Raw genomic sequence first — 22,476 nt, forward strand, 5'->3', positions numbered from 1 at the left:
CGGTAACTTACCCGGCTTCCGGTGGACCGGTGCGGCGGGGTGCGGCGGGGTCGTCAGGCCTCGTCCGGGGAGTGGGCGCTGACGGGCACATCCGGGTCGCGGAACCAGGAGCCCTGGATCGCCCACTGGATCAGCATCAGCACGGCGCCGAGCACCAGCGCCCCGACGCCGATCACGCTCACCCCGCCGGTGGCCCCGAAGACCGGCAGATTGATCGAGGTGGCGCCGTAGTGCGGGTCGGCGTACACGTCGAAGGCGGCGTAGCAGAAGAAGTAGAGCAGCATCAGGCCGCCGAGACCGGGGAGCAGGCCCTTGAAGACGAAGTCGCGGGTGCTTCGGGTGAGCACCCGGCGGTAGTACCAGGTGCAGGTGAAGCCGGTCAGACCGTAGTAGAAGGCGATGCCGAGCCCGACCGAGGCGATGCTGTCGGCCAGGACGTTGCCGCTGACCGCCGTCAGCATCACATAGAAGGCGATGGAGACCAGGCCCATGCCGACGGTCGACCAGGAGGGGGTGAGGAACCGGCGGTCCACCCGGGCGAAGTGGGAGGGGATGGCCTTGTGGGCGGCCATCGAGAAGCTGGTGCGGGCGGTCGGCAGGATGGTGGTCTGGGTGGAGGCCGCGGAGGAGGTCAGCACCATGAAGATGAGCAGTTTGGTGAGGAACCAGCCCAGGCCCTTGTCACCGAAGACGGCGCCGCCGAGCCCGGACAGCACGTCCCCGGCGTTGTCCGGGTTGGCCAGCCCGATGCCCTTGGTGCCGACGCCCGCGAAGGCCTGCGCCGAGGTGGAGACCAGGGCGTAGATGGCCAGCAGCAGGACGGTCGAGATGACGGCGGCCCGGCCGGGCGTGCGGGCGCTGTCGGCGGTCTCCTCGTTGACGGAGACGGCCGTGTCCCAGCCCCAGTAGATGAAGACGGCGGCCAGCACCCCGGAGGTGAAGGCGCTCGCGGAGGCGACGTTGAAGGGGTTGAACCAGGACGCCGAGATGTGGATGGCCGTGGCGGGCGCGCTGCTGCTGTAGGCCTTGACCAGCGCCGTCACCGAGAGCACCACCAGCATCACCACCTCGACACAGAGCAGCCAGCGCTGCAGGGCGGCGGAGATCTCGATGCCGACGTAGCAGATGATCGTCATCACGATGATCCACGCGACGCCGGCCAGGGTGGTCCACGTCTTGTCGCCGGCCAACGAGTCGAGTCCGAGCAGTCGGAAGCCGTAGACACCGGCGATCTGCGCGAGGTTCGCCATCACGATGATGTCGGCGACGATGATGCCCCAGCCGCCCATCCACCCCGTGCGCGGGCCGAACGCGCGGGCCGCCCAGGTGAAGGTGGTCCCGCAGTCGGGGTCGGCGGCGTTCAACTCCTTGTAGGCGTAGGCGATCAGCAGCATCGGGATGAAGGCGAGGATGGTGATGATCGGGGCCTGCAGGCCGACGCCCACCACGATGATGCCGAGGGTCGCGGCCAGGCTGTAGGCCGGGGCGGTGGACGCGATGCCGATCGCCACCGAGGAGAACAGCCCCAGTGCACCGGCCTTGAGCCCCTTCTCACCCGCGCCCGAGCCGTGTTCGAGCGTCACACCGGTGGCAGCGGAATCTCCGGATGGATTCGACACCTGACTCATCTCACTTGAATGTGTGGATCGTCGGACCTGGTGGCTTGATTCGCACGGCTATTTTCGGACCACCGGAGGATCCGTGCCAGACGGCGGCGGTCACGTTTCGGCCACCGGCACAACGGTCACCGGGACGACGGCGACCGGGCACTGGGCGTGCTGGACCACTGCCTGACTCACCGAGCCCAGGCGCCGCAGAGGGCCGCGCGGTGTGCCGTGCCGGCCGACCACCAGGAGCTGACGGGTCTCCGACAGCGCGACCAGCTCCCGCGCCGGGCTGGACCGGACAGCCGTCTCGGAGAGCGGCACCCCCGGGTGGCGCTCGGACCAGCCGGCCAGCACCTCGGCGAGCAGCCGGCTCTGCTCGGCGGCGACATGAGCGGCCTCGTACACCGGCGGGAACGCGTGGCCGGGCCCGCTGACCAGCGGGTAGCTCCAGGCGTGCAGCGCCTCCAGCGGCAGCTGCCGGCTGTCCGCCGCACGGAAGGCGAACGAGAGCACCTCCTCCTCGGCGTCCCGACCGTGCACGCCCACCAGCACGCCACCGGCCGCCTCCTGGTAGCCGGAGCCGTGCACGACGACCACCGGGCAGCTCGCGTTGGCCGCCACGTGCAGGGCCGTAGAGCCGACCAGCAGCCGGGGGAAGCCGCCCGAGCCCCGGGCGCCGACCACCAGCAGGTCGGTGTCGGCCGCCGCGTCCAGCAGCGCCTCGCGCGCGGCGCGGTCCGCCAGCCGGGTGGCGACCTCCAGGTCCGGGTGGCGCATCAGCACCTGGGCGCGCGCCGCCTCCAGGGCCTCCTCGCCGACGTCGGCGGCGGAGCGGGCGCCGGGTGCGATCGGCGCGTCCTGCGCTTCGCCCGGCCAGGCGTGCACGACGTGCAGCGGCAGCCGGCGCAGCCATGCCTCGTCGGCGGCCCAGTCGAGGGCGTCGTGACTGGCATCCGTGCCGTCGACCCCGACGGTGACGCAGGGTCTCATCGCGCGCTCCTTCGCCACTGGCTGGTGGGTGGGGCAGCTGTGCCCTGAGGGAAGTCAAACGCGGCTACCGCAGGAGCGCACCTCGGGCACCTCGGCGGCACCTCGCCGGCACCTCGCGGGCGCTCCCGGGATTTCAGCGGGGTGGGTTGCCGGTCGCCGCGGGCGGGTGGTCGGGCCAGTCGAGCGCGTAGGACGGGTCCCGCCCGGTGGTCGCCCGGGCGTAGCGCAGCAGCTCGCGGACGATGCCGGCGTTGCCCATGGCCCAACCGGGCATCGGTTCCAGCTCGCTCGGGGTCTTGCGGTGCTCGGTGTTGGACCAGCGCGCGCCGTCGGCGTCCACCGTCGCCCGCGCGCTGAGGTCGGCGACCAGGACGTCGGCGAACTCCCGCCCGTCGCCCTGCTCGACGAGCCGGTCGCAGGCCAGCGCCAGCACGCCCGCCGTCCCGCAGCAGCGGCCGCTGTTGTCCCAGAAGCCGGGGCGCAGCCGCTGCGGCAGGCCGGAGCGGGTGACGGTGTGCCAGCAGCGGTCGGCGAGCGCCGACCAGGCCGCCGCCTCGCCCACCGGCAGATCGCGCAGCAGCCGGAAGACCTGGGCGTCACCGGCCGGGCCGTGGCACCAGCCGTAGCTGTAGCGCTCGATGAGCTCGGGCCGGTCCTGCGGATCGGAGTGCGGGACCAGGAAGCCCGCCGGGCCGGCCTCGTCGCGGGACACCACGTCCGCGGCGCCGGCCGCCGCGAGGTCGACCAGGTCGGGGCGGCCGGCGGCCCGTCCGACGGCGGCCAGGGCGTGGACGATGCCCAGCGTGCCGTGGGAGATGTGGTGCAGCCGGGACGGCTCGCCGACCTTGATCTCCCAGTGCACGCCGCCCGCCGTCGGCTCCGCGGTGCGCAGATAGGGCGTCACCGCGAGCAGCGCCAACTCGAGGTCGCCGGCGGCCAGCGCACCCAGCGCGATACCGGCGTTGCCGCCCATCAGCTCGAAGAGGGCGGCCCAGCGCGTCCCGTCGAAGCGTGAGCGCACCAGGTCCAGGGTGCGGCGCGCGGCCGCGCCGGCCGCGGCGTCGCCCAGCTGCTCGTGGACGGCGTGCAACGCGACGGCCATCCCGGTCAGCCCGAAGTGCAGCGAGCTGTGCTCCCACCCCTCCACGGCGGCTTCGATGCCTCGGGCGGCGCGCAGCGCGGCGTCGCCGTACCGGTCGTCGCCGAAGTGCCGCCGGCCCTCCAGCAGGGCCGCCACGATGCCCGAAGCCCCGCTGTAGAGCGTGGGGTCGAGCTCGTCCTCGCTCGGTCTGGTGGCCCAGGCCAAGCCGGTTCCGGTATCCCGGGCGGTCCCCAGGAGCCACTCCAGGGCCTGCGCGGCCAGCGTCTCGGCCTCGTCCGATAGCTTCGTGATCATCCACCGAGCCTCGCACAACGCCGCCACGAGCGAGGCGGGTTCGGCGAAAAGGGGCTATGGCAAGGGCTCAACCGGGCCGACCGGGCCGACCGGGCCGTCGTGGCGGGCGCTGGAGCGCCAGTCGGCGATCCGCACCAGGGCTTCCAGGTAGGCCAGCCGGAACGGTCCGAGGTCGGCGCGGTCGCGCAGGGCGAGTGCCTGCTCGGTCCAGGAGCCGGGTGCCCCGGTGGTGAAGACGGTGGTCTGCAGGCGCTGACCGGGGAAGCGCTCGCCGCTGGAGAGCTCGACCGGCGGGGTGCGGTCGCCGTCGCGCACGCCGAGCAGCAGCGGCGCCTCGTCGCCGCGCGGGCGCGCCGAGATCCGGACGTGGCCGTGGTGCGCGGCGGCGAGGTAGCCCACCAGCCGGGGATCGAACTGCTCGCCGTGCCAGTGTTTGTTGCTGTGCCAGTGCTGGCCGTGCAGCAGCATCAGCGCGCTGACCAGCTCATGGCGGAAGTACGGCCGGCTGTTGGTGCCGGTGTTGTACGGGCCTTTGGACTTGGCCAGCAGTCCGTCCGGCGGGTCGCCGCCGCCCCCGCGCAGCATCGCCTGGAAGGCGTCGTGGCACTTGCCGAGGTCGTGGTAGCGGGCCGCCCGGGCAACCGCCTCCTGCTGGTCCGGGGCGAGGCCGGGCAGCGCGTCGACGAGTCGGCGCGCCTCCTCCTCGGTCTCCATCAGGTGCTGGTCCAGGCTGACCCACGCGGTGCAGCTGAAGCTCCGCGGCACGGCCGGGCCACCACCGCACGGCTGGACGGGCGTGCGGCTGTCAGGGGCCCAGCCCTCCTCCGGGAGGTAGCCGCCGTCCCGGGCATCCAGCAGCAGCGCGGCGCCGGGACGCAGGTCCTCGGCCACCACGGGCCGCCACTGCCAGTCGAGCTGGTCGCGTACCCAGCCGCGCCGGGTGTCGAGCAGCGCTCGCACGTCGGCGAGCGGAGCCGGGCAGAGCTCGTCACGGGCCGGGTCGGCCTCGTCCTGCGGCGGCCGGCCGGACTCCCAGTCGCGCCAGGCGATCAGCACCGTGTGGTCGGCCGGGTCGCAGATCCAGCGGGTCGGCTGGGCGTCGGAGTTGGTGTCGAAGAGCTCCAACAGGTCACTCTGGCTCAGGGATTGCCCGGCATCCGGCTGGCAGCTGATCGGGGCCTGCTGCAACTGCGCGGCGGTGACGGCCTGTTCGTTGTGGAGAGTGAGCCAGCGCGCGGCGTCCTCGACCGAGGAGTCATCCAGGGAGTCGACGGCTCGGGTGTCGTCCGGGGGGCGGCACCAGAGCAGGTCGCCCCCGTCGGGGTACTCGCCGTAGCGGTTGCAGCGTCCGGCGCGCTGCACGATCGAGCTCCAGGGCGCGAGTTCGGTCAGCAGGGTGCGGCTGGAGAGGTCGGGTCCGGCCTCCAGCGCCCGGGTGGTGACGATGATCTGGTCGCCCGTTGCCTGCTGCGGCGGCAGGTCGCGGCGGCCGGCGGCCCGGACGTGCGGCTGAAGTAGCAGCACCTCCCGGCCGGGAGTCGCCTCGCGCAGCGCGCGGTACAACTCCCGTGCCCGCTCTACTGAGTTGAGCACGGCGATGGTCCGCGTGCCGGGCAGGTGCGCCGAGTCGACGGCCTGGGCGAGACCCTGGACATAGTGCCCGGGGTCGATCGCCAGCCTGCGGATCCGGCGCACCGCGTTCAGCCGCCCGGACATCGCTCCCCGGCGGTCCGCCTCGCTCAACTCCACCCGGGAGAGCGCGTTCTGCGAGTCCTGCCGGTCCTGCAACCCGGTCGGACCCGAGGTCGAGTCCATCCACATCGTGGCGGTCGGCGCGGGCGTGCCGAGCCGCTCGCGCAGCAGCTGGAGCCGGGCGCCGGTGGACCGCGCCGGGCCGAGCAGCCCCCGCTCGTCGAAGACCCACTGGGTGTCACTGTGCAGCAGGCCGAAGGTGACCGGCGCCATCTGCGACGACTCGGCGTACCCGCGCATCAACGCCCGGCTCATCAGCAGGTCGTGACTGCCGATCAGCACCGCCGTCCGCTCCGGCCGGCGCCGCCAGTCGCCGCCGTACGTCACCCCGCCCGCGAGCAGGTGCAGCCCGACCTCCTCGGCGCGACCGAGCCGCTCCAGCCACTCCCCCACCCGCGCGTACGTCTGTTCGGCCGCGCTGTGCAGCGGCAGGACGTAGACCAGCCGCCTGGGCGTGCGCTGCGGCGCGCCGACCAGGCGGCGGTAGAGCCAGGGCAGCACGGCGGCAAGGGTCTTGCCCGCTCCGGTCGGGACCGCGAGCAGCTCCGGCAGCCCCTCGCCGGCCAGCCGGGCCTGGTAGGGGTAGGGGGCGTGACCTGTCGCGGTGCGAACGAAGTCCTCGAACGCCGGCGCCGTGGCCCGGTCCGGTTCGGTCAGGGCGCGGTCCGGTTCCGTCATGGCGCGGTCCGGTTCCGTCATGGCGCGGTCCGGTTCAGCGCGCTCGAACGCAGCGCGGCCAGCAACGGCAGGACGTGCTTCTCACCGGTGCCGGCGGTGAAGTTGAGGACCGCGTCGATGACGGCACGGCCGATGTCGCCCGACGCGCTCTCGGGCGCGCTGGCGGCCCAGGTCGTCAGGGTCCGGCCGACCACGGCGGTCATCCGGGCGGCGACGGCGGTCTGCTTGCGCTCCTCCGCGGCCGCCTGCCCCTCCGGGTCGCTGTCGTCGGCGGGCCGGATCCCGCAGGCCAGTGAGACCAGGGAGTCCAGGATCTGATCCCCGTAGGCGGCGACCAGGACCGGCAGGCTCAGCTCGCCTGGACTGCGCTCGGCCAGCGCCGACAGCGCCCGTTCGTCGCGCAGCCAGGCCGCTTCCAGCGCGGCCAGGGCCCGCAGCGTCTCATCCGGTGTCATCCCAGCACCGTAGCGCCATCACCCCGTCCGCCGGGCCGCCCCCGACAAATCGCTGCGGGGAAGGCGATCACGAGGTAAGAGCGGCGGGGGCGGCGGGGGCGCGGCGGATTTGGCGGTTGCCCGCGCCTGGGCCGAACGGGCGAACTACAGTGGAGCGGAGGCAGGAGGTGGTCCCGGATGCCGACAGTTTCGCGGCGCAGGTCGGCCGCTCCGGTGGCCGCACTCTTCGCGCTGCTGCTCATCGGCGTCAGCGCGTGCGGCACGAGCACGAAATCGCCCCCCACGCCGTCGCCCACGCCCTCTGCCGCGTCGGCGCCCGCATCCACCGGCAGCCAGGTCTCGCCGCTCACCGGACTGCCCGGCCAGGCCGGCCGGATCCTCGCAGTCAAGATCGACAACATCGTCAACGCCCGCCCGCAGACCGGGGTCAACTCGGCCGCCGTGGTCTACGCGATCGAGGTGGAGGGCGGCATCTCCCGCTTCCTGGCGGTCTACGACTCCAACCACCTGCCGCCGGGCGACGCCATCGGCCCGGTGCGCAGCGCCCGGGAGAGCGATCTGCCGATCCTCCAGCAGTACGGCAAGGTCGACTTCGCCTACTCCGGGGCGCTGACCAGGTTCCTGCCGGTGCTGGCTGCTGCGGATGTCTTCAACGCCTCGCCCCAGCAGGACAGTTCGTACTTCCGCGGCTCGAACAACATAGCGCCGTACAACCTGTATGTGCGGCCCTCCGGGATCCTGCACGACTTCCCGGACGCGGCACCGGCAAAGGACATCGGCTTCCGCTTCGGCCCGGCGCCGGAGGGCGGAACGCCGACCGACACCTTCACCGCGCGGATGCCCGCGGCCTCGTTCACCTTCACCTGGTCCGCCGCGCAGGGCAAGTACCTGGTGGCGATGGACGGCAAGGCGGCCATGACCACCGACGCCGGGCAGATGGGCGCGCCGACCATCGTGGTGCAGAAGGTGGCCGAGACCACCTCCCCGCGCGGCTTCATGGACTCCCCCGGCGTGCTCTCCCCGTACGCGCCGACTGTCGGCAGCGGTGCGGCGACGATCCTCCGGGACGGCAAGGCGTACCAGGGCAGTTGGTCGCGGACCGACCCGAACAGCGGCACCAGTTTCAGCTACGCCGGGCAGCCGTTGAACTTCCACCCGGGGCAGGTCTGGGTGGTGCTGGAGCCGCAGTAGCAGCGAGCGAGTCGCACGCGAGGTCGCGGTCGCTGAGCTCAGCCGGCCAGCGCGACCTTCAGCACTCCGCTCTCTCCTCCGGCATGCGCGAGCACCTCGTAGGCCCGCCCGATCTCGTCCAGGGCGAAGCGGTGGGTGACCAGGCCCGCGACGTCCAGCCGGCCGGCGTCGAGCATGCCCAGGAGCAGCGGGGTGCTGCTGGTGTCGACGAGGCCGGCGGTGACGGTGAGGTGACCGGCCCGGAGCTCGTCGGGGCGGCGCGGATCTGGATCTGGGTAGCCGGGAGCGACTCTGCCGTGCGGTCCGACGCGCGCGACCCGGCCGCCGGGGCGCACCGCGCGCGTGCAGAGCCCCAGCGCCCAGTCCCCGGGAAGGTCACCGGTCTCGATGGCGACGTCGGCGCCGAACCCGTCGGGGCTCAGGGCGCGGACACGCTCGGCGTCGACGCGGTCGGCCGGCAGGACCACGTCCGCGCCGATCCGTTCGGCGACGGCCAGCCGACCCTCCGCACGGTCGACGGCGATGATCCGTCCCGGGCTGTAGAGACGGGCGGTGGCGATCGCGGCCAGGCCGGTCGGCCCGGCGCCGACGACCAGCACGGTGTCACCCGGGCCGACCCCGCCGCTGCGGACGCCGACCTCGAAGGCCGTGGGCAGCAGGTCCGCGAGCAGCAGCGCGCTCTCGTCGCCGACGCCCCGGGGCAGCCGGTGCAGCGACCCGTCGGCGAAGGGCGTCCGGACGTACTCGGCCTGGGTGCCGTCGATCAGGTGGCCCAGCAGCCAGCCGCCACCCCCGGTGCACCGGCCGTAGGCAAGTGTTCGGCAGGCCGCGCACCGGCCGCAGGCGCAGACGCAGGAGACCAGGACCCGGTCGCCCAGCGCCACCCGCTGGACGCCCGGCCCGATCGCGGTGACGGTGCCGACGGCCTCGTGACCGAGGATGCGGCCCGCGGCGACCTCGGGCACACCGCCGCCCAGGATGTCCGGGTCGATGGCGCAGATCGAGGTCAGCGCCACCCTGACCACGGCGTCCTCGGGGTGCAGGACGACCGGGTCGGGGGCCTCGCCCCAGCTGCTGCGCCCGGGGCCTTGGTAGCTCAGTGCCTTCATCCGCGCTCACCTCAGTGCCTTCACCGCGCTCACCCGCCCGCCTCAGGGCGCCAGGTCGCGGCGGGCGAGCAGGGCGAATGCCGCCAGGATCCCCGCCACGCCCACCCCGACCAGCACGCCGAACGAGGTCCAGGGCACCGTGCCGTGGGCGAGCGCGTCACCGGGCGTGTAGTAGTGGAACGGGCTGACGAACCGCAGCGGCGCCGCCTTGGACCAGGCGAGCGCGATGAAGTTGATCGCGAACCCGACCGCGCCGATCGCCACCGTCGTCCCCACCACATGGGCCTTTCGCCGGCCGCCGGCCGAGACCGCGAGCGAGGGCCCGGCCAAGCTCAACGCGAAGCCGATGCCCAGCAGACCCGCCGCGAACACCCCGCTGAGCGGCACGGTGGCATGCAGCCGCGGCGAGAGCGCGACCCCGGCGGCCACGGTGAGGGTGGCGGCCGCGGTGAGCAGCAGCGAGGCGAGCAGCAGCGCCGCCGTCCGCTCGGCCAGCAGGCGGGAGCGGGAGACCGGACGCACCATCAGCAGTTCGATGGTCCCGGACTCGACATCGGCGGCGACCGCCGCGGCCGCCAGCGAGCCGATCACGGTGAGCTGCAGCGCGATCCAGAACGGGTGGACCAGGCCGCCGCCCAGCAGGCCGGGGTAGCTGGCGATCGAGACGTCGCCGGTGGAACCGCTGAAGGCCTTGAACGCGCTGGGCGGCGTCCGGGCACCACCGGGGAACAGCTGCGCGGGCGGCACCGTCCTGGCGATCACCACGATCAGCGCCTCGAAGACGACCATGCCGACGGTCAGCGCGACCAGCATCCGACGGCGCCGGCGCAGCGCCAGCCACAGCAGCGGGTAGCGCTCCCTCACGGCTGCGCCTCCCCGGCTGGCTTCCGCACCGGGGTGCGGTAGAGATCGAGGAACGCCTCGTCCAGCCCGGCCTCCTGCACGGTGAGGTCCGCGACGGGCAGCGCGAGCAGGCCGCGCAGGGCGGCGACCACCTGGTCGGGGGGTATCAGCAGGGTGACCCGGTCGCCCTGCCAGCGCGGCGACCAGGCCTCGGCGGCGCCGAGCGGGCGCGCGCCCAGGCCGTCGGCGAAGCCGAGCCGGACCCGCCGGGCCCGGGCCTCGCGCAGCGCGGCGACCGACTGGACGGTCACCAGGCGGCCGGCCCGGACGATCGCCACCCGCCCGCAGGTGCGCTGGACCTCGGGCAGCACATGGCTGGAGAGCAGGACCGTGCGCCCCGCGGTGGCGGCTTCGTCCAGCAGCTCGAAGAAGGTCTCCTGGACAAGGGGGTCCAGGCCCTCGGTGGGCTCGTCCAGGACCACCAACTCGGGGTCGTGCTGCAGAGCCTGGACCAGGCCGAGCTTCTGCTTCATACCGCGCGAGTACTGCCGGACGGTCCGTCCCAGGTCCGCCGCCGACAGCGCCAGGCGCTCGCAGAGCTCGGGCCCCCGGGGTGCCGGGGCGCCCTGCAGGTCCGCCAGCAGCCGCAGGGTCTGGGCGCCGGTCAGCTCGGGGTAGAAGCGCAGTTCGCCGGGCAGGTAGCCGAGGAAGCGGGCGAGCCGGAGATGGTCGGCGACCGGGTCGAGGCCGAGCACCCGGACCCGCCCGGCGGTCGGGCGCAGCAGGCCGACCAGGCAGCGGATGGCGGTGGTCTTGCCCGCGCCGTTGGGGCCCAGGAACCCGAACACCTCGCCTCGTGCGACCGCGATGTCCAGGCCCTCGACGCCCACGGTGCGGCCGTAGCGCTTGGTGAGCGCGCTGAGCTCGATCACGTCCTCGCCCATCGCCGGCTCCCTCGCAGTCCTCGCCGCGGCTCTCCCCTCCCACCCTCCTACTGTGCCCCCGGGCCGGGCCTGGGGCGATGCCCGGCAGGTAGGGTGTCGGCTTGTGGCTGATCGCAGAACGGCAATGATGGAGGCGGCGGCGCGGGTGATCGCCCGGCGCGGGGTACGCGGCCTGCGGGTGGAGGAGTTGGCCGCGGAGGCCGGGGTGTCGACCTCGCTGATCTACTACCACTTCAAGGACCGCACGGGGATCCTGCGCGCGACGCTGGAGTTCATCAGCGACCGCGCCGAGCGCTACACCACGGAGCGAAGCAGCGACGCCGCGCCACTGGACGCCCGGGGCGAGCTGGAGCAGACCCTGCTGCTGGAGTTCCAGGACACCCCCTCGGTACGGGAGAACAGCATCGCCTGGGGCGAGCTGCGAGCCAGCGCCGTGTTCGACCCCGAACTGCGGGAGGACCTGGCCCGGGCCACCCTCATCTGGGTCCAGGAGACCGCCGAACTGCTCGGCCGAGTCCACCCGATGGCCGGAGCAGCGACCCTGGCCGCCTCCGCCGAGCGGCTGACCGCACTCCTTGAGGGCCTGAGCGTCCGCTGGCTCAGCGGCAGCCTCCCGCTCAACCACGCGCGCGAACTGATGGCGGAGGCCATCGACACCGAGCTCCAGCGCCTCCGCGGGTAGGCCGGACCAGTACTGCTGACGGCGAAGCGCCCGGCCCCCCTCGCGGGGACCGGGCGCGTACTGTCCCGCCACCCTGCGGCGGGTACCGTCCCGGGAGAGCGCTCACTGAGCTCAGATGTCGTGCTGGAAGTCGCCTCCACCGCCGCCGAAGAAGATGTCGGAGTCCTCGATCGTCGAAATCAGGAGCGAGACTCCCACGCCGAACCTGATGCCGTCGCGATTGACGTCATAGGTGTTCTCGTCATCCAGGGTCAGGCTGTGCTCCCCGGTGATGGAGAGGCCGTTGTTCGCGAAGATCTCCGTCTGACCGTCCCAGACGTTGACCCTTTTCAGGGTGGCGGTATCCGGGAGCCTGAAGAGCACGATGACGCGAACCAGAGTCGCCCGGCGGTCCTCGACGATGACCGGCGTCGGGATGGGGGTGTGGTACCAGTTCTCCTGGCGGCCCTGCTGATGGAACGTCACCCCGAAGCCCTCGCGAAAGCCGTTGACGTCGGTGTAGTTCTGCCCGTTGAAATTCAGTCCGGGACTCCCCATGACCTGGGGGACCGTCGCATAGCCGGGAACCCAGGAAGCAAACAGCTTCGACATATTCTTCCCTTACTGGACGAAGGGCCGGATATGGTTTCCAGCCACCACATTCGAGCGTCTCCCCGCCCAGGGTGCCCGGCAACTCGGAAGGCACTCACCCGGACGGCCCGTTTCGCTGTCGTCGCTGGCGTCGGTTACCAAACGGGCGCCAACCCGTCCGACCGTCACCGGCGAAAGCAGGGTCCCCCCGATGTCCGCTCTCCTTCAGCTGAGAGCCCTGGCCTTCTTATCGCCTTCGGCCGGTAACTGCGCCCGCCAGGCGCAGGCTTGGCGGGTGCGCCGTCAGGGCTGGTCCTGAGATGCCCGCGGCGAGGTCGCGGCGCCGGGTGCCGATGGTGTCGGGGTCCCAGCCCGGGTGTGGGAGGGAGGCCAGGAGCAGGCGGGTGTACGGGTCGCCGGGCGCGGTGAGCAGCTCCTCGACCGGGCGGTGCTCCACGGTCCGCCCCCGGTACATCACCAGTGCCTCGTCGCAGACGTAGCGCACCACCGCCAGGTCGTGGCTGACGAAGACCAGGCCGATGCCGGTGTCGCGGCGGATGTCGCAGAGCACGTTGAGGACTTGTGCCTGCACCGAGACGTCGAGGGCCGAGACCGCCTCGTCCAGCACCAGGACGGCCGGGTCGACGGCCAACGCCCGTGCGATCGCCGCCCGTTGGCGCTGTCCGCCGGAGAGGTCGCGGGGCAGCGCGGCCGCTTCGCGCTCGCCCAGGCCGACCTGGGCGAGCAGTTCGCGGACCCGGGCGGCCCGGGCCGGGCGGTCGGAGCAGCCGTGCAGGCGCAGCACGTCGTCCAGGGTCGCGCCGATGGCGATCCGGGCGTCCAGTGAGAGGTAGGGGTCCTGGAAGACGATCTGCACGGCCTTGGCGCGGGCCAGCCGCGCCGCTCGTCCCCGGGCCCGCGCGGCGAGCGGGGCGCCCTGCACCAGGATCTCGCCCTGGTCGGGGCGTTCCAGGCCGACCAGCATCCGCGCGGTGGTGGTCTTGCCCGAGCCGGACTCGCCGACCACCCCGATCGCTCCCCCGGCGTACAGCGCGAAGGACAGGTTGTCGACGGCGACCAGCGGGGAGCCGCCGGTCGGGTAGGTCTTGCGCAGGCCGACGGCTTGCAGCAGCGGTACGGGTTCGGCGCTCAACTGACCTGCTCCTTAGGTGTGATGGCCGCTTCGGCAGCCAGTGCATCGGTCAGTGCATCGGTCAGTTCCTCGGCCAGGTGGCAGGCCACCAGGCCCGGGCCGGGCACGGCCGGGACGAGCGGCGGCGGCGTCCGGTCGCAGAGCCCGGGGCGGGCGAAGCGGCAGCGGGGTGCGAAGCCGCAGCCGGGAGCGCTCTCCAGCAAGCCCATCGGCGCGCCGGGGATCGGCCGCAGCCGCTCCCGGGCGCCGTGCAACGGCGGGGACGAGCCGAGCAGGCCGGCGCTGTACGGGTGGCGGGGTGCGGCGAGCAGGTCGGCGGCGGTGGCGGTCTCCACGATCCGGCCCGCGTACATCACGTAGATCCGGTCGCAGCAGGCGGCGGCGAGGTCGAGGTCGTGGGTGATCAGCAGCAGGCCCAGGCCGCGCTCGCGTTGCAGCCCGCGCAGGATGGCCATGATCTCGGCCTGGGTGGTGACGTCCAGCGCGGTGGTCGGCTCGTCGCAGAGCAGCAGCCCCGGATCACTGGCGAGCGCTCCGGCGATCATCACGCGTTGCAGCATGCCGCCGGACAACTGGTGCGGGTACTGCCGCAGTTGGCGGCGCGGGTCAGGCAGGCCGACAGCGTCCAGCAGCTCGACGGCGCGCAGCTCGGCCGCCGCCCTGCCGCGGTCGCCGACCACGCGCAGCGCCTCGGTGAGGAACTCGCCGACCCGGCGCACCGGGTTGATCCCGGCCCGCGGGTCCTGGAAGATCATCGCCGCCTTGCCGGTGCGCACCGCGCGCAGCGTCGCCGCGTCCGCGCCGATCACCTCCAGGCCGTCGACGCGGACCTGCCCGCCGGTGCCGGCCCCGGCCGGGAGCAGGCCGAGGGCGGCGCGGGCGGTCACCGACTTGCCGGAGCCGGACTCGCCGACCAGGGCGACGGCCTCCCCGGCGGCGACGCTCAGGCTGACGCCGTCCAGGAGGGGCCGGGCCATCCCGGGCAGCGTGACGCTCAGCTCCTGGTAGGCGAGCAACAGCGGGTCGATCGGCGTGTCGATCGGCAGGTCGATCGGCGGGTCGATCGGCGGCATCAGGACTCTCTCCTCGCGAGCCGGTCGCCGAGGTGCTCCCCGACGACGTTGAAGGCGACCACGACCAGCACGACGGCGACCGCCGGAACGATCGCGGACAGCGGCTGGCCCTGCAGCAGGGCCACCTGCCCCTGGTTGATCATCGCGCCCCAGTCCGGGGTGGGCGGCTGCACGCCGAGCCCCAGGAACGACAGCGCGGCCAGGTCGAGCAGCGCGTAGCCGAAGTTCACCGTCGACTGGGCGAGCACGGTGGGCGTGATGGTGGGCAGCAGCCGGCGCAGTGCGATGAAGACCGCGGAGTGGCCCTGGACCCGGTAGGCGGCGATGTAGGGCCGCACCTTCTCCTGGGCGGTCAGGCCGCGCACCAGCCGCGCGGTGTACGGCAGGTAGGCCACCGCCATGGCGAGCACGGGCGCGGTCAGCCCCTTGCCGAACAGCGCGACGGCCAGGATCGCCAGCAGCAGCGCCGGGAAGGCGAAGAGGATGTCCAGCACCCGGCCGATCACGGTGTCGACCCAGCCGCCGCGCCAGGCGGCGAACAGGCCGACCGCGATGCCGAGGACGGTGGAGAAGATCACCACGGCCAGCGGTCCGACCAGGCTGGTGCGGGTGCCCTCGATCAGCGCCGAGAGGGTGTCGTGGCCGCCGTTGTCGGTACCGAGCCAGTGGCCGGCGCCGGGTCCGACCAGCGTGTTGCCCAGGTCGCCGTAGGTCGGGTCCTGCGGAGCGAGCCAGGGCGCGAGCAGCGCCACCAGGACGAACCCGGCCAGCACCAGCACGCAGAGCCGCACCAGCCGGCCGCCGCCGACCCGGCGCAGCCAGGCCAGCGGACCGCGGCCGCGCCGCCGCGCCGGGCGCGCGCCCATCGAAGCAGCGCTCGCCGAACCAACGTCCGTCGAACCAGCATCCGTAGAAGCAGCGTCCGTCAAACCAGCGTCCGTGGCGCTCATCGGGCTCCTCCTGCCGTGCGCACGCGCGGGTCGATCAGCGGATACACCAGGTCCACCAGGGTGTTGACGACGACGAAGGCGGCGACCACCAGCAGCACGATCGCCTGGACCACCTGGAAGTCCAGCTCGTCCACGCACTGCACCAGGAGCGATCCCACCCCGGACATCCCGAACGCGGTCTCGACGATCGCGGTGCTCACCAGCATCCCCGAGATCAGCAGCCCGCAGACCGTGGTGATCGGGCCCAGCGCGTTGCGCAGGACATGGCGCCGGATCACCGTGGGCCGCGGCACGCCCCGGCTCAGCGCCACCTCGACGTGCTCGCGCCGCAGTTCGTCGAGCATCGCCGAGCGGGTCACCCGGGTGACCAGCGCCATGAAGGTCACCGAGAGCGCGATCGCCGGCAGCACGACGTGGTGCAGCCGGTCCAGCACCCCGGCGCCATTGCCGATGGTGGGGAACCAGCCCAGCCGCACCCCGAACACCGAGCGCAGCATGATCGCGGCGACGAACGAGGGCACCGCCGCCCCGACCGTGACCAGTAGCAGCACCGCGGAGCCGGTCCGGGTGCCGTTGCGCAGCGCGCCCACGATCCCGGCGCCGATCCCCACCACGGCGATCATCAGCGTCGACACCCCGACCAGCAGCAGGGTGGCCGGCAGACGCGACCAGAGCACCTCCCAGACGCTCTGGTGGAAGAGGTAGGAGCGCCCGAAGTCGCCGTGCAGCACGCCGTCCAGCCAGTGCCAGTAGCGCACCGGGAACGGGTCGTCGAAGCCGTACTGGTGGCGGATCGCGGCGAGTTCCTGCGGGCTGGGGCTGCGCCCGCGCACCAGGAAGCTCGCCGGGTCGCCGGGCGCCAGGTAGAGCGAGGAGAACACCAGGAAGGAGGTGACCAGCAGGGTCGCCGCCATGCCCAGCAGTCTGCGCACCGCCGACCCGGCGACCGAGGCCAGCCGCGCGGTGACGGCGCGGGCCGTCACGGCGTTGGCCGCCGCCGCGGGGGCCGTCACGTCGGCGGTCATCCCTTGGCCCCGATCTCGGCGGCCCACGGGTAGTAGAGGTAGGCGATGGACGGCCGGACGCCGGTGATCCGCTTGCCGAGGAAGACGCTGACCGGCTCGGTGTAGAGCGGCAGCCAAGGCAGCTGCGTCATGGCGGTCTGCTGGGCCTGCTCGGTGGCCGCGGCGTGCGCGGCCGGGTCGTAGGCACCGACGGCCTGGTTGACGGCCGCGTCGAACTGCGGGTTCGACCAGCCGCCGTAGTTGCTGAACGCCCCGGTCTGCAGCCCGGCGTACATGTCCAGCGGGTCGGTGATCGAGGTGTACCAGAAGGTGAGGAAGAGGTCGATGCCCTGGCGGGCGGCCGGGTCGGTGAACAGGGCCGTGTACTTGTCCGCGGAGATGGTGTCGATCTCCGGCTTGAGGCCGATCGCGGTGGCGGCCTGGGCGACGGCCTGGGTGATGATCGTGGTCTGCGAGTCCAGCGGGCTGGTCGCGATCACGATCTTCTGACCGGCCACCCCGGCCTGCGCGGCCAGCGCCTTGGCCTTGGCGGGGTCGTAGGGGTAGGCGGGCAGCGCCTTGAGCGCGTCGGCGGCTGCGGTGCCCGGCGCGCCGCTCCAGTTGTTGGCGGTCACCAGCGAGTTCGCCACCTCGCCCACCCCGCCGGCGCCGGCCTTGACGATGCCCTTGCGGTCGATGGCCATCAGCAGTGCCTGGCGCACCCGGACGTCGCCGAGCGGGCCCTTGAGGTTGTTGACCACCTCGTCGGAGACCGTGGTGTTCTGGCCGAAGTAGAGCGTGCCGGCCGGGCTGGAGCGCAACTGCCCGTACGCGTCGGGCGGCACCATCCAGCCGCCGTCCACCTCGCCGGTGCGGAAGGCGTTGACCCGGGTGGTCGGGTCGGAGAGGAAGACGAACTTCACCTGGGCGGCCTTGGCCTTGAGCTGCGGGTCCCAGTAGTCGTCGAAGCGCTTGAGCACCAGCGACTGGCCCGAGGTCCAGGAGGAGAACGCGAACGGACCGGTGCAGTTCACCCCGTCCGCCGGATTGCCGTAGTTCTTGCCGTCCTTGGCCAGGGTGGCGGCGGACTCGACGGTGCCGGGGCTGGCGGCCATGTACTTGTTGAAGGTGGAATCAGGGGTGTTGAGCGTGACGGTGACCTGCAGCGGGCCGGTCTTGTCGACCGACTTCACATTGCGGTACGGGGAGGTCCAGTCGCCCGCCACCGCCGGGTCCAGGTTGCGGCGCAGCGAGGCCACCACGTCGTCGGCGGTGAGCACCGTGCCGTCGTGGAAGTGCACGCCGGGGCGGATCTGGTAGACCCAGCTGGTGGGCGTCGGGTTGCTGTACGAGGTGGCCAGACTCGGGGAGGTGGTGAGGTCCGGGTTCCAACGCAGCAGGCTCTCGCAGACGTTGGCGAGGATCTGGTTCGGCGGGAAGTCGAAGGAGTAGGCGTAGTCGATCGAGGTCGGCTCGCCGAAGAGCGACCAGGTGAACGAGTCGATCGGGCCGGCGGCGGCGGGGGTGGCGTCCGTCAGCTGGTACGCGGCGCCGGCGGCCGGGTGGGCGGTGCCGGCGCACGCGCTGGTGGCGAGGACGGCGGCGGCCAGCGCGCCGGCTGCCAGGGTGCGACGGGTACGCGGGACGGGTCTTGACTTCGTCATGGAGACTCCTGGGGTGTCGCGAGCGGGCTGTCGCGGGTGGGGGGAGTTCAGAAGGCCGCGGTGTGGACCGCTTGCCCGTCGAGGTAGGTCCGGCGCACCCGGGTCAGGCCGATCTCCTCGGCCGGGTGCGCGAAGGGGTCGCGGTCCAGCACGACGAGGTCCGCGTACTTGCCCGCCTCGATGGTCCCGGTGACCTCGTCGAGGTGGTTCACCCAGGCGCTTCCGGCGGTGTACGCGGTGAGGGCCTCAGCGAGCGTCAGGGCCTGCTGCGGGTAGAACGGCTCGCGCGGCGGGTGGTCGTGGCGTCCGGCGTCCGGCACCGCCCGGTTGACCGCGACGTGGATGCCCCACAGCGGGTCGGGGCTGCTCACCGACCAGTCGCTGCCGGCCACCAGCCGGGCGCCGAGCCGCTGCAGATCGCCGAACGGGTACTGCAGGGCCGAGCGTTCGGGGCCGAGGAAGGGGATCGTCAGCTCGTCCATCTGCGGCTCGTGCGCGGCCCACAGCGCCTGGATGTTCGCGGCGGCCCCCACCTGGGCGAACCGTGCGAGGTCGTCGGGGTGGACCACCTGCAGGTGCGCCAGGTGGTGGCGGTTGTCGCTGGGCCCGTTGGCCGCCAGCGCCGCGGCCAGCGCGTCCAGCGCCTCGCGGACGGCGCGGTCGCCCAGCGCGTGGAAGTGCACCTGGAAGCCCGCGCGGTCCAGCGCGCAGACCGCCTCGGTCAGCACCTCGGGACCGACGAAGGTGAGGCCGGAGTTGGCGGTGGGGCAGCCGCAGCGGTCCAGGTAGGGCTCCAGCATGCTCGCGGTGAAGTTCTCCGCGATGCCGTCCTGCATGATCTTCACCGAGGTCGCACGGAAGCGTCCCAGCTGTCCGCCCCGGCGGCGCTCCTCCAACTCGGGGAGCTGTTCCAGGCCGCGCTCGCGGTCCCACCAGAGCGCGCCGACCACCCGGGCCCGCAGCGAGCCGTCGGCGGCCGCGCGCCGGTAGACGTCGTAGTTGTCAGGGTTGCCGGGGAAGGCGCCGATCATGGCGTCCTGCCAGCTGGTCACCCCGAGTGAGAACAGGTGCTGCTGGGCGACGAGCAGACCGGCCAGTGCCTCGTCGGCGGTCGCGGGCGGGACATGGGCGGCGACCAGGTCCATGGCGCCCTCCTGGAGGGTGCCGATCGGGCTGCCGTCCGGTTCGCGCTCGATCCGGCCGTCCGCGGGGTCGGGGGTGTCCCGGCCCACGCCCGCCAGGCGCAGCGCGGCCGAGTTGACCCAGGCGCCGTGGCCGTCGCGGTTGGTGAGCAGCACGGGCCGGTCCGGCACGACCGCGTCCAGCATGGCCCGGGTGGGGACGCCGCCGGGGAAGACGTCCATCGACCAGCCGCCACCGCAGATCCACTCGGCCTCGGGGTGGGCGGCGGCGTAGTCGGCGACCGCGCTGAGGTAGCCCTCCAGCGAGTGCCGCGCGGACAGGTCGCAGCGCAGCATCTGGACGCCGGCCACCGCCGGATGGACGTGCGCGTCCTGGAACCCGGGGACCAGCAGCCCGCCCGCGAGGTCGACGATCTCGGTGTCGGCGCCGATCAGCGCCCGGATGTCCGCCTCGTCGGCGACGGCCAGGATCCGGCCGCCGCCGATCGCCACAGCGGCGTCGATCGGCGCCGCCGAGGTCGCGGTGAAGACCCGGCCCCCCAGGAAGACGGTGTCGGCGCGCTGCCCGGTATCTGCCATCAACGGTTCCTCCAGCTCGGCGGACTCAGCCCGCACGGCGTGTTGTTGAGGAGGAGTGAACGGCAGCGCAACAGCGTTGTCAACACTGTTGCGCAACCTTGGTCCCGCATCGATAGAATGAAGCACCATGTCGAACGCATCCGTAACACCCGCCCGCAGCAAGCGCGTCGGCGCCCAACTGACACCCGAGGCGATCATCGAGGCGAGCCTGCGCATCGCCGCCCGCGGCAGCGCCGACGCCTTCACGGTCCGCCGCCTCGGCGAGGAACTGGGCGCCGATCCGACCGCCGTCTACCGGCACTTCCGCGACAAGGACGAGCTGCTGCTCTCCGTCGCGGACCGCACGCTCGGCGAGGTGCTCGACAGCATCCCCGACGGCCTGGGCTGGCAGGACCGGCTGCGCGCACTGGCCGCCGGATCGCTGGCCGTCGCGCTCAAGTACCCCGCCGTCAGCTCGATCATGGCCAGCCGGACCACCAGGCGCGGCAACGAGTTCCGGATCGTCGAGCTGATCCTGGGCGCGGTCATGGAGGCCGGCCTGGACGGCGCCGACGCGGCCGTCCACTACCGGATGGTCGGCGACTCGCTGCTCGCCTACGTCGGCCAGCGGGCCGCCTACCTGCTCTTCGATCCGGAGGTCCGGGCGGCCGACGAGTCCTCGTGGAGTCGCGAGTACCGGCTGGTCGACGCCCAGGGGTTCCCGAACATCACCCGCCTGGGCCAGGAGTTGGCCGAGGTGACGCACGACCAGATCTTCCAGGCCAGGGTGGAGGCGCTGATCACCGCGATCGAGCGGCGGGCCGAGGCCGTACGGGGAGCCGGTCGCGAGACCTGACGCCACGTCAGCTGGCGAGATGTCTTTTCGCGGGTTTTCGCGGCTTGGCGCAACAGTGTTGACAACACCGCTGCGCCAGCGCTTCACTCCCCTGCAACGCCGCAGTGCGCCGGCCCCCACCGGCGACCACCAGCGGCCACCAGCCCGAGAAGAGGCCCCACTTGAACCGCGACACCCCACGTTCGCGCTCGGCCCGCACTCCGTCAGGCTCCGTCAACCGGGCGGGCATCCCCGACCCGCTGCGCGCCGTCTTCTCCATCCACGCCGAGGCTCGCCGGCGCCGGATGCCCGTCGCGGAGGTGGCCGGCGAGCGGGCCGAGCGGGCCGAGCTCGGGTTGAGCCGCCGCCGGCTCCTCGCCGGAGCGGCCGCGATCGCCGCCGCCACCGTACCCGCCGCGCTGCTCAACCCCTCCCGGGCCGCCGCCGCGACGGCGCCCCGGGTGGTGGTGGTCGGAGCCGGACTGGCCGGTCTGCGCTGCGCCCACCAGCTGTGGAACCGGAGCCAGCCGGTGGCCGCGACCGTCTACGAGGCGGACACCAGTCACGTCGGCGGCCGCTGCTGGTCGCTGCGCGGCTTCTTCGCGGGCGGCCAAGTGAGCGAGCACGGCGGCTCGTTCATCAGCTCGACCGACACGGCGGTGCTGAGCCTGGCGAACAGCCTCGGCCTGCAGCGCGAGTACGCCAACGGCGGCGCGCTCAACTCCGGTGGCTACGCCGCCTGGATCAACGGCGCGCTCTACAACTCGGCCCAGCAGCAGAGCGACTGGACCGCCGAGGCGTTCGCTGCCTTCAGCGCCTCCTACCAGGCCATCGGCACCCCGCGCTACAACAGCCACACCGCCGAGGCCGCCCGCCTCGACCAGCTCTCCTGCCTGGACTACCTCGCCGAGATCGGTCTGCCCGCGAGCTCCTCGCTCGGCCAGCTGATCCAGTCCATCCAGCTCCAGTCGGGCGGTGAGCCCGCGCAGTCGTCCGCGCTGGGCATGATCGGCTTCCTCGGCGCCTCCAGCACCTTCGACAACGCGAGCGGCTTCGACGAGAAGTACCACCTGGTCGGCGGCAACGACCAACTGGTCAGCGGGATGGTCGGACAGCTGCCGGCCGGTACCGTCAAGCAGGGCTACCAGCTGATCGCGCTGGCCCGTAACAGCGACGGCAGCTACACCTGCACCTTCGACCACGCCGGCAGCACCGTCAGCGTTCCCGCCGACCACGTGGTGCTGGCCCTGCCGTTCAGCACGCTGCGCAATGTCGACCTCTCCGGCGCCGGTCTGTCCGCGCTGAAGCTCACCGCCATCAACCAGCAGGGGATGGGCCAGAACGCCAAGCTGGTCAGCCAGCTCACCACCAAGACCTGGCCCGCCCTCGGCTACAACGGCGTCTCCAACACCGGCCCGCTGGGCTACCAGACGGCCTGGGACGGCTCGGTGAACCTCGGCGCGGCGGGCGCACCGGCCCTGCTCGTCAACTTCCCCGGGGGCGACGGCGCACGCAACACCCTCACCGGAGCGGCCCACGGCCCGGCCCCGACCGCCGACGTCAACGGCTTCCTCAGCCAGATCGAGCAGGTCTACCCTGGCACCACCGCGGCCTGGAACGGCCGGGCGTACGAGGACCACTGGTCCCTCGACCCGTGGCACCTCGGCGCCTACCACTACTACAAGGTCGGCCAGTACACCTCGTTCGCGGGCTACGAGGCCGTCCAGGAGGGGCGGATCCACTTCGCCGGCGAGCACACCGACGTCGACAACGCCACCCTGAACGCGGCCGTGGCGTCGGGCGTCCGGGTGGCGGGCGAGATCACCGCCCAGATCTGACGCACCGGATCCGATGCACCAGATCCGATGCGTTGAACACCA

Annotated in this window: 19 protein-coding genes; 4 read left to right on the forward strand and 15 right to left on the reverse strand. The window is 72.8% G+C overall.

All coding sequences use genetic code 11. From position 1 onward, the window contains the following. Window positions 1–53: 53 nt before the first annotated feature. The 5 genes from P3T34_RS04315 to P3T34_RS04335 form a co-directional block, all read right to left on the reverse strand. Complete coding sequence (locus tag P3T34_RS04315; RefSeq protein WP_280664627.1) at window positions 54–1,583, reverse strand: APC family permease; 1,530 nt, start codon at window positions 1,581–1,583, stop codon at window positions 54–56. Between the two features lie 135 nt (window positions 1,584–1,718). After that, on the reverse strand, window positions 1,719–2,597 hold the full coding sequence (locus tag P3T34_RS04320; RefSeq protein WP_280664628.1) for a universal stress protein: 879 nt from the start codon (window positions 2,595–2,597) through the stop codon (window positions 1,719–1,721). Between the two features lie 133 nt (window positions 2,598–2,730). Beyond that, the gene (locus tag P3T34_RS04325) at window positions 2,731–3,993 is read right to left on the reverse strand and encodes a lanthionine synthetase LanC family protein (RefSeq protein ID WP_280664629.1); all 1,263 of its coding nucleotides are present in this window, start codon (window positions 3,991–3,993) and stop codon (window positions 2,731–2,733) included. 54 nt (window positions 3,994–4,047) lie between these two features. After that, on the reverse strand, window positions 4,048–6,423 hold the full coding sequence (locus tag P3T34_RS04330; RefSeq protein ID WP_280664630.1) for a CRISPR-associated endonuclease Cas3'': 2,376 nt from the start codon (window positions 6,421–6,423) through the stop codon (window positions 4,048–4,050). Window positions 6,424–6,440: 17 nt separating this feature from the next. Continuing rightward, window positions 6,441–6,878 carry a hypothetical protein gene (locus tag P3T34_RS04335; protein WP_280664631.1) on the reverse strand — a complete coding sequence of 146 codons (438 nt, stop codon included), beginning with the start codon at window positions 6,876–6,878 and terminating at the stop codon, window positions 6,441–6,443. A gap of 177 nt (window positions 6,879–7,055) precedes the next feature. Between P3T34_RS04335 and P3T34_RS04340 the strand changes: the two genes are divergently transcribed. Beyond that, window positions 7,056–8,069 (forward strand): DUF3048 domain-containing protein, encoded by a 1,014-nt coding sequence (locus P3T34_RS04340; RefSeq protein ID WP_280664632.1) that lies wholly within the window; start codon window positions 7,056–7,058, stop codon window positions 8,067–8,069. A 38-nt stretch (window positions 8,070–8,107) separates the two neighbouring features. Here P3T34_RS04340 and P3T34_RS04345 read toward each other — a convergent pair whose 3' ends face one another. Genes P3T34_RS04345 through P3T34_RS04355 form a run of 3 tightly spaced genes read right to left on the reverse strand, consistent with a single transcriptional unit; the run spans window position 8,108 to window position 10,965 of the window. Further along, window positions 8,108–9,178: an alcohol dehydrogenase catalytic domain-containing protein gene (locus tag P3T34_RS04345; protein ID WP_280664633.1), complete on the reverse strand. Its 1,071-nt coding sequence runs from the start codon at window positions 9,176–9,178 to the stop codon at window positions 8,108–8,110. Between the two features lie 42 nt (window positions 9,179–9,220). Continuing rightward, window positions 9,221–10,042 carry an ABC transporter permease subunit gene (locus P3T34_RS04350; protein ID WP_280664634.1) on the reverse strand — a complete coding sequence of 274 codons (822 nt, stop codon included), beginning with the start codon at window positions 10,040–10,042 and terminating at the stop codon, window positions 9,221–9,223. Beyond that, entirely contained in the window at window positions 10,039–10,965 is a 927-nt protein-coding gene (locus P3T34_RS04355; protein WP_280664635.1) for an ATP-binding cassette domain-containing protein, read from the reverse strand. The genes P3T34_RS04350 and P3T34_RS04355 overlap by 4 nt, the downstream gene beginning before the upstream one ends. A 103-nt stretch (window positions 10,966–11,068) precedes the next feature. On the opposite strand from P3T34_RS04355, the gene P3T34_RS04360 reads away from it, so the two are divergent. Next, the gene (locus P3T34_RS04360) at window positions 11,069–11,647 is read left to right on the forward strand and encodes a TetR/AcrR family transcriptional regulator (RefSeq protein WP_280664636.1); all 579 of its coding nucleotides are present in this window, start codon (window positions 11,069–11,071) and stop codon (window positions 11,645–11,647) included. 111 nt (window positions 11,648–11,758) lie between these two features. On the opposite strand, the gene P3T34_RS04365 is transcribed toward P3T34_RS04360, so the two are convergent. The 7 genes from P3T34_RS04365 to P3T34_RS04395 form a co-directional block, all read right to left on the reverse strand. Continuing rightward, window positions 11,759–12,238: a DUF6623 family protein gene (locus tag P3T34_RS04365; RefSeq protein ID WP_280664637.1), complete on the reverse strand. Its 480-nt coding sequence runs from the start codon at window positions 12,236–12,238 to the stop codon at window positions 11,759–11,761. 226 nt (window positions 12,239–12,464) lie between these two features. Beyond that, entirely contained in the window at window positions 12,465–13,370 is a 906-nt protein-coding gene (locus P3T34_RS04370) for an ATP-binding cassette domain-containing protein (RefSeq protein ID WP_280664638.1), read from the reverse strand. Continuing rightward, window positions 13,367–14,347, reverse strand: a complete 981-nt coding sequence (locus P3T34_RS04375; protein ID WP_280671824.1) for an ABC transporter ATP-binding protein — start codon at window positions 14,345–14,347, stop codon at window positions 13,367–13,369. The genes P3T34_RS04370 and P3T34_RS04375 overlap by 4 nt, the downstream gene beginning before the upstream one ends. A 95-nt stretch (window positions 14,348–14,442) precedes the next feature. After that, window positions 14,443–15,309 (reverse strand): ABC transporter permease, encoded by an 867-nt coding sequence (locus P3T34_RS04380; protein ID WP_280664639.1) that lies wholly within the window; start codon window positions 15,307–15,309, stop codon window positions 14,443–14,445. 80 nt (window positions 15,310–15,389) lie between these two features. Continuing rightward, on the reverse strand, window positions 15,390–16,418 hold the full coding sequence (locus P3T34_RS04385) for an ABC transporter permease (protein ID WP_280664640.1): 1,029 nt from the start codon (window positions 16,416–16,418) through the stop codon (window positions 15,390–15,392). Then, entirely contained in the window at window positions 16,415–18,061 is a 1,647-nt protein-coding gene (locus tag P3T34_RS04390) for an ABC transporter substrate-binding protein (RefSeq protein WP_280664641.1), read from the reverse strand. The genes P3T34_RS04385 and P3T34_RS04390 overlap by 4 nt, the downstream gene beginning before the upstream one ends. A 47-nt stretch (window positions 18,062–18,108) precedes the next feature. After that, window positions 18,109–19,782: an amidohydrolase gene (locus P3T34_RS04395; protein ID WP_280664642.1), complete on the reverse strand. Its 1,674-nt coding sequence runs from the start codon at window positions 19,780–19,782 to the stop codon at window positions 18,109–18,111. Between the two features lie 127 nt (window positions 19,783–19,909). Between P3T34_RS04395 and P3T34_RS04400 the strand changes: the two genes are divergently transcribed. Then, entirely contained in the window at window positions 19,910–20,617 is a 708-nt protein-coding gene (locus tag P3T34_RS04400) for a TetR/AcrR family transcriptional regulator (RefSeq protein WP_280664643.1), read from the forward strand. Between the two features lie 161 nt (window positions 20,618–20,778). Next, window positions 20,779–22,434: an NAD(P)/FAD-dependent oxidoreductase gene (locus tag P3T34_RS04405; protein ID WP_280664644.1), complete on the forward strand. Its 1,656-nt coding sequence runs from the start codon at window positions 20,779–20,781 to the stop codon at window positions 22,432–22,434. Window positions 22,435–22,476 lie beyond the last annotated feature (42 nt).

Source organism: Kitasatospora sp. MAP12-44, from assembly GCF_029892095.1.
Taxonomy (GTDB): Bacteria; Actinomycetota; Actinomycetes; order Streptomycetales; family Streptomycetaceae; genus Kitasatospora.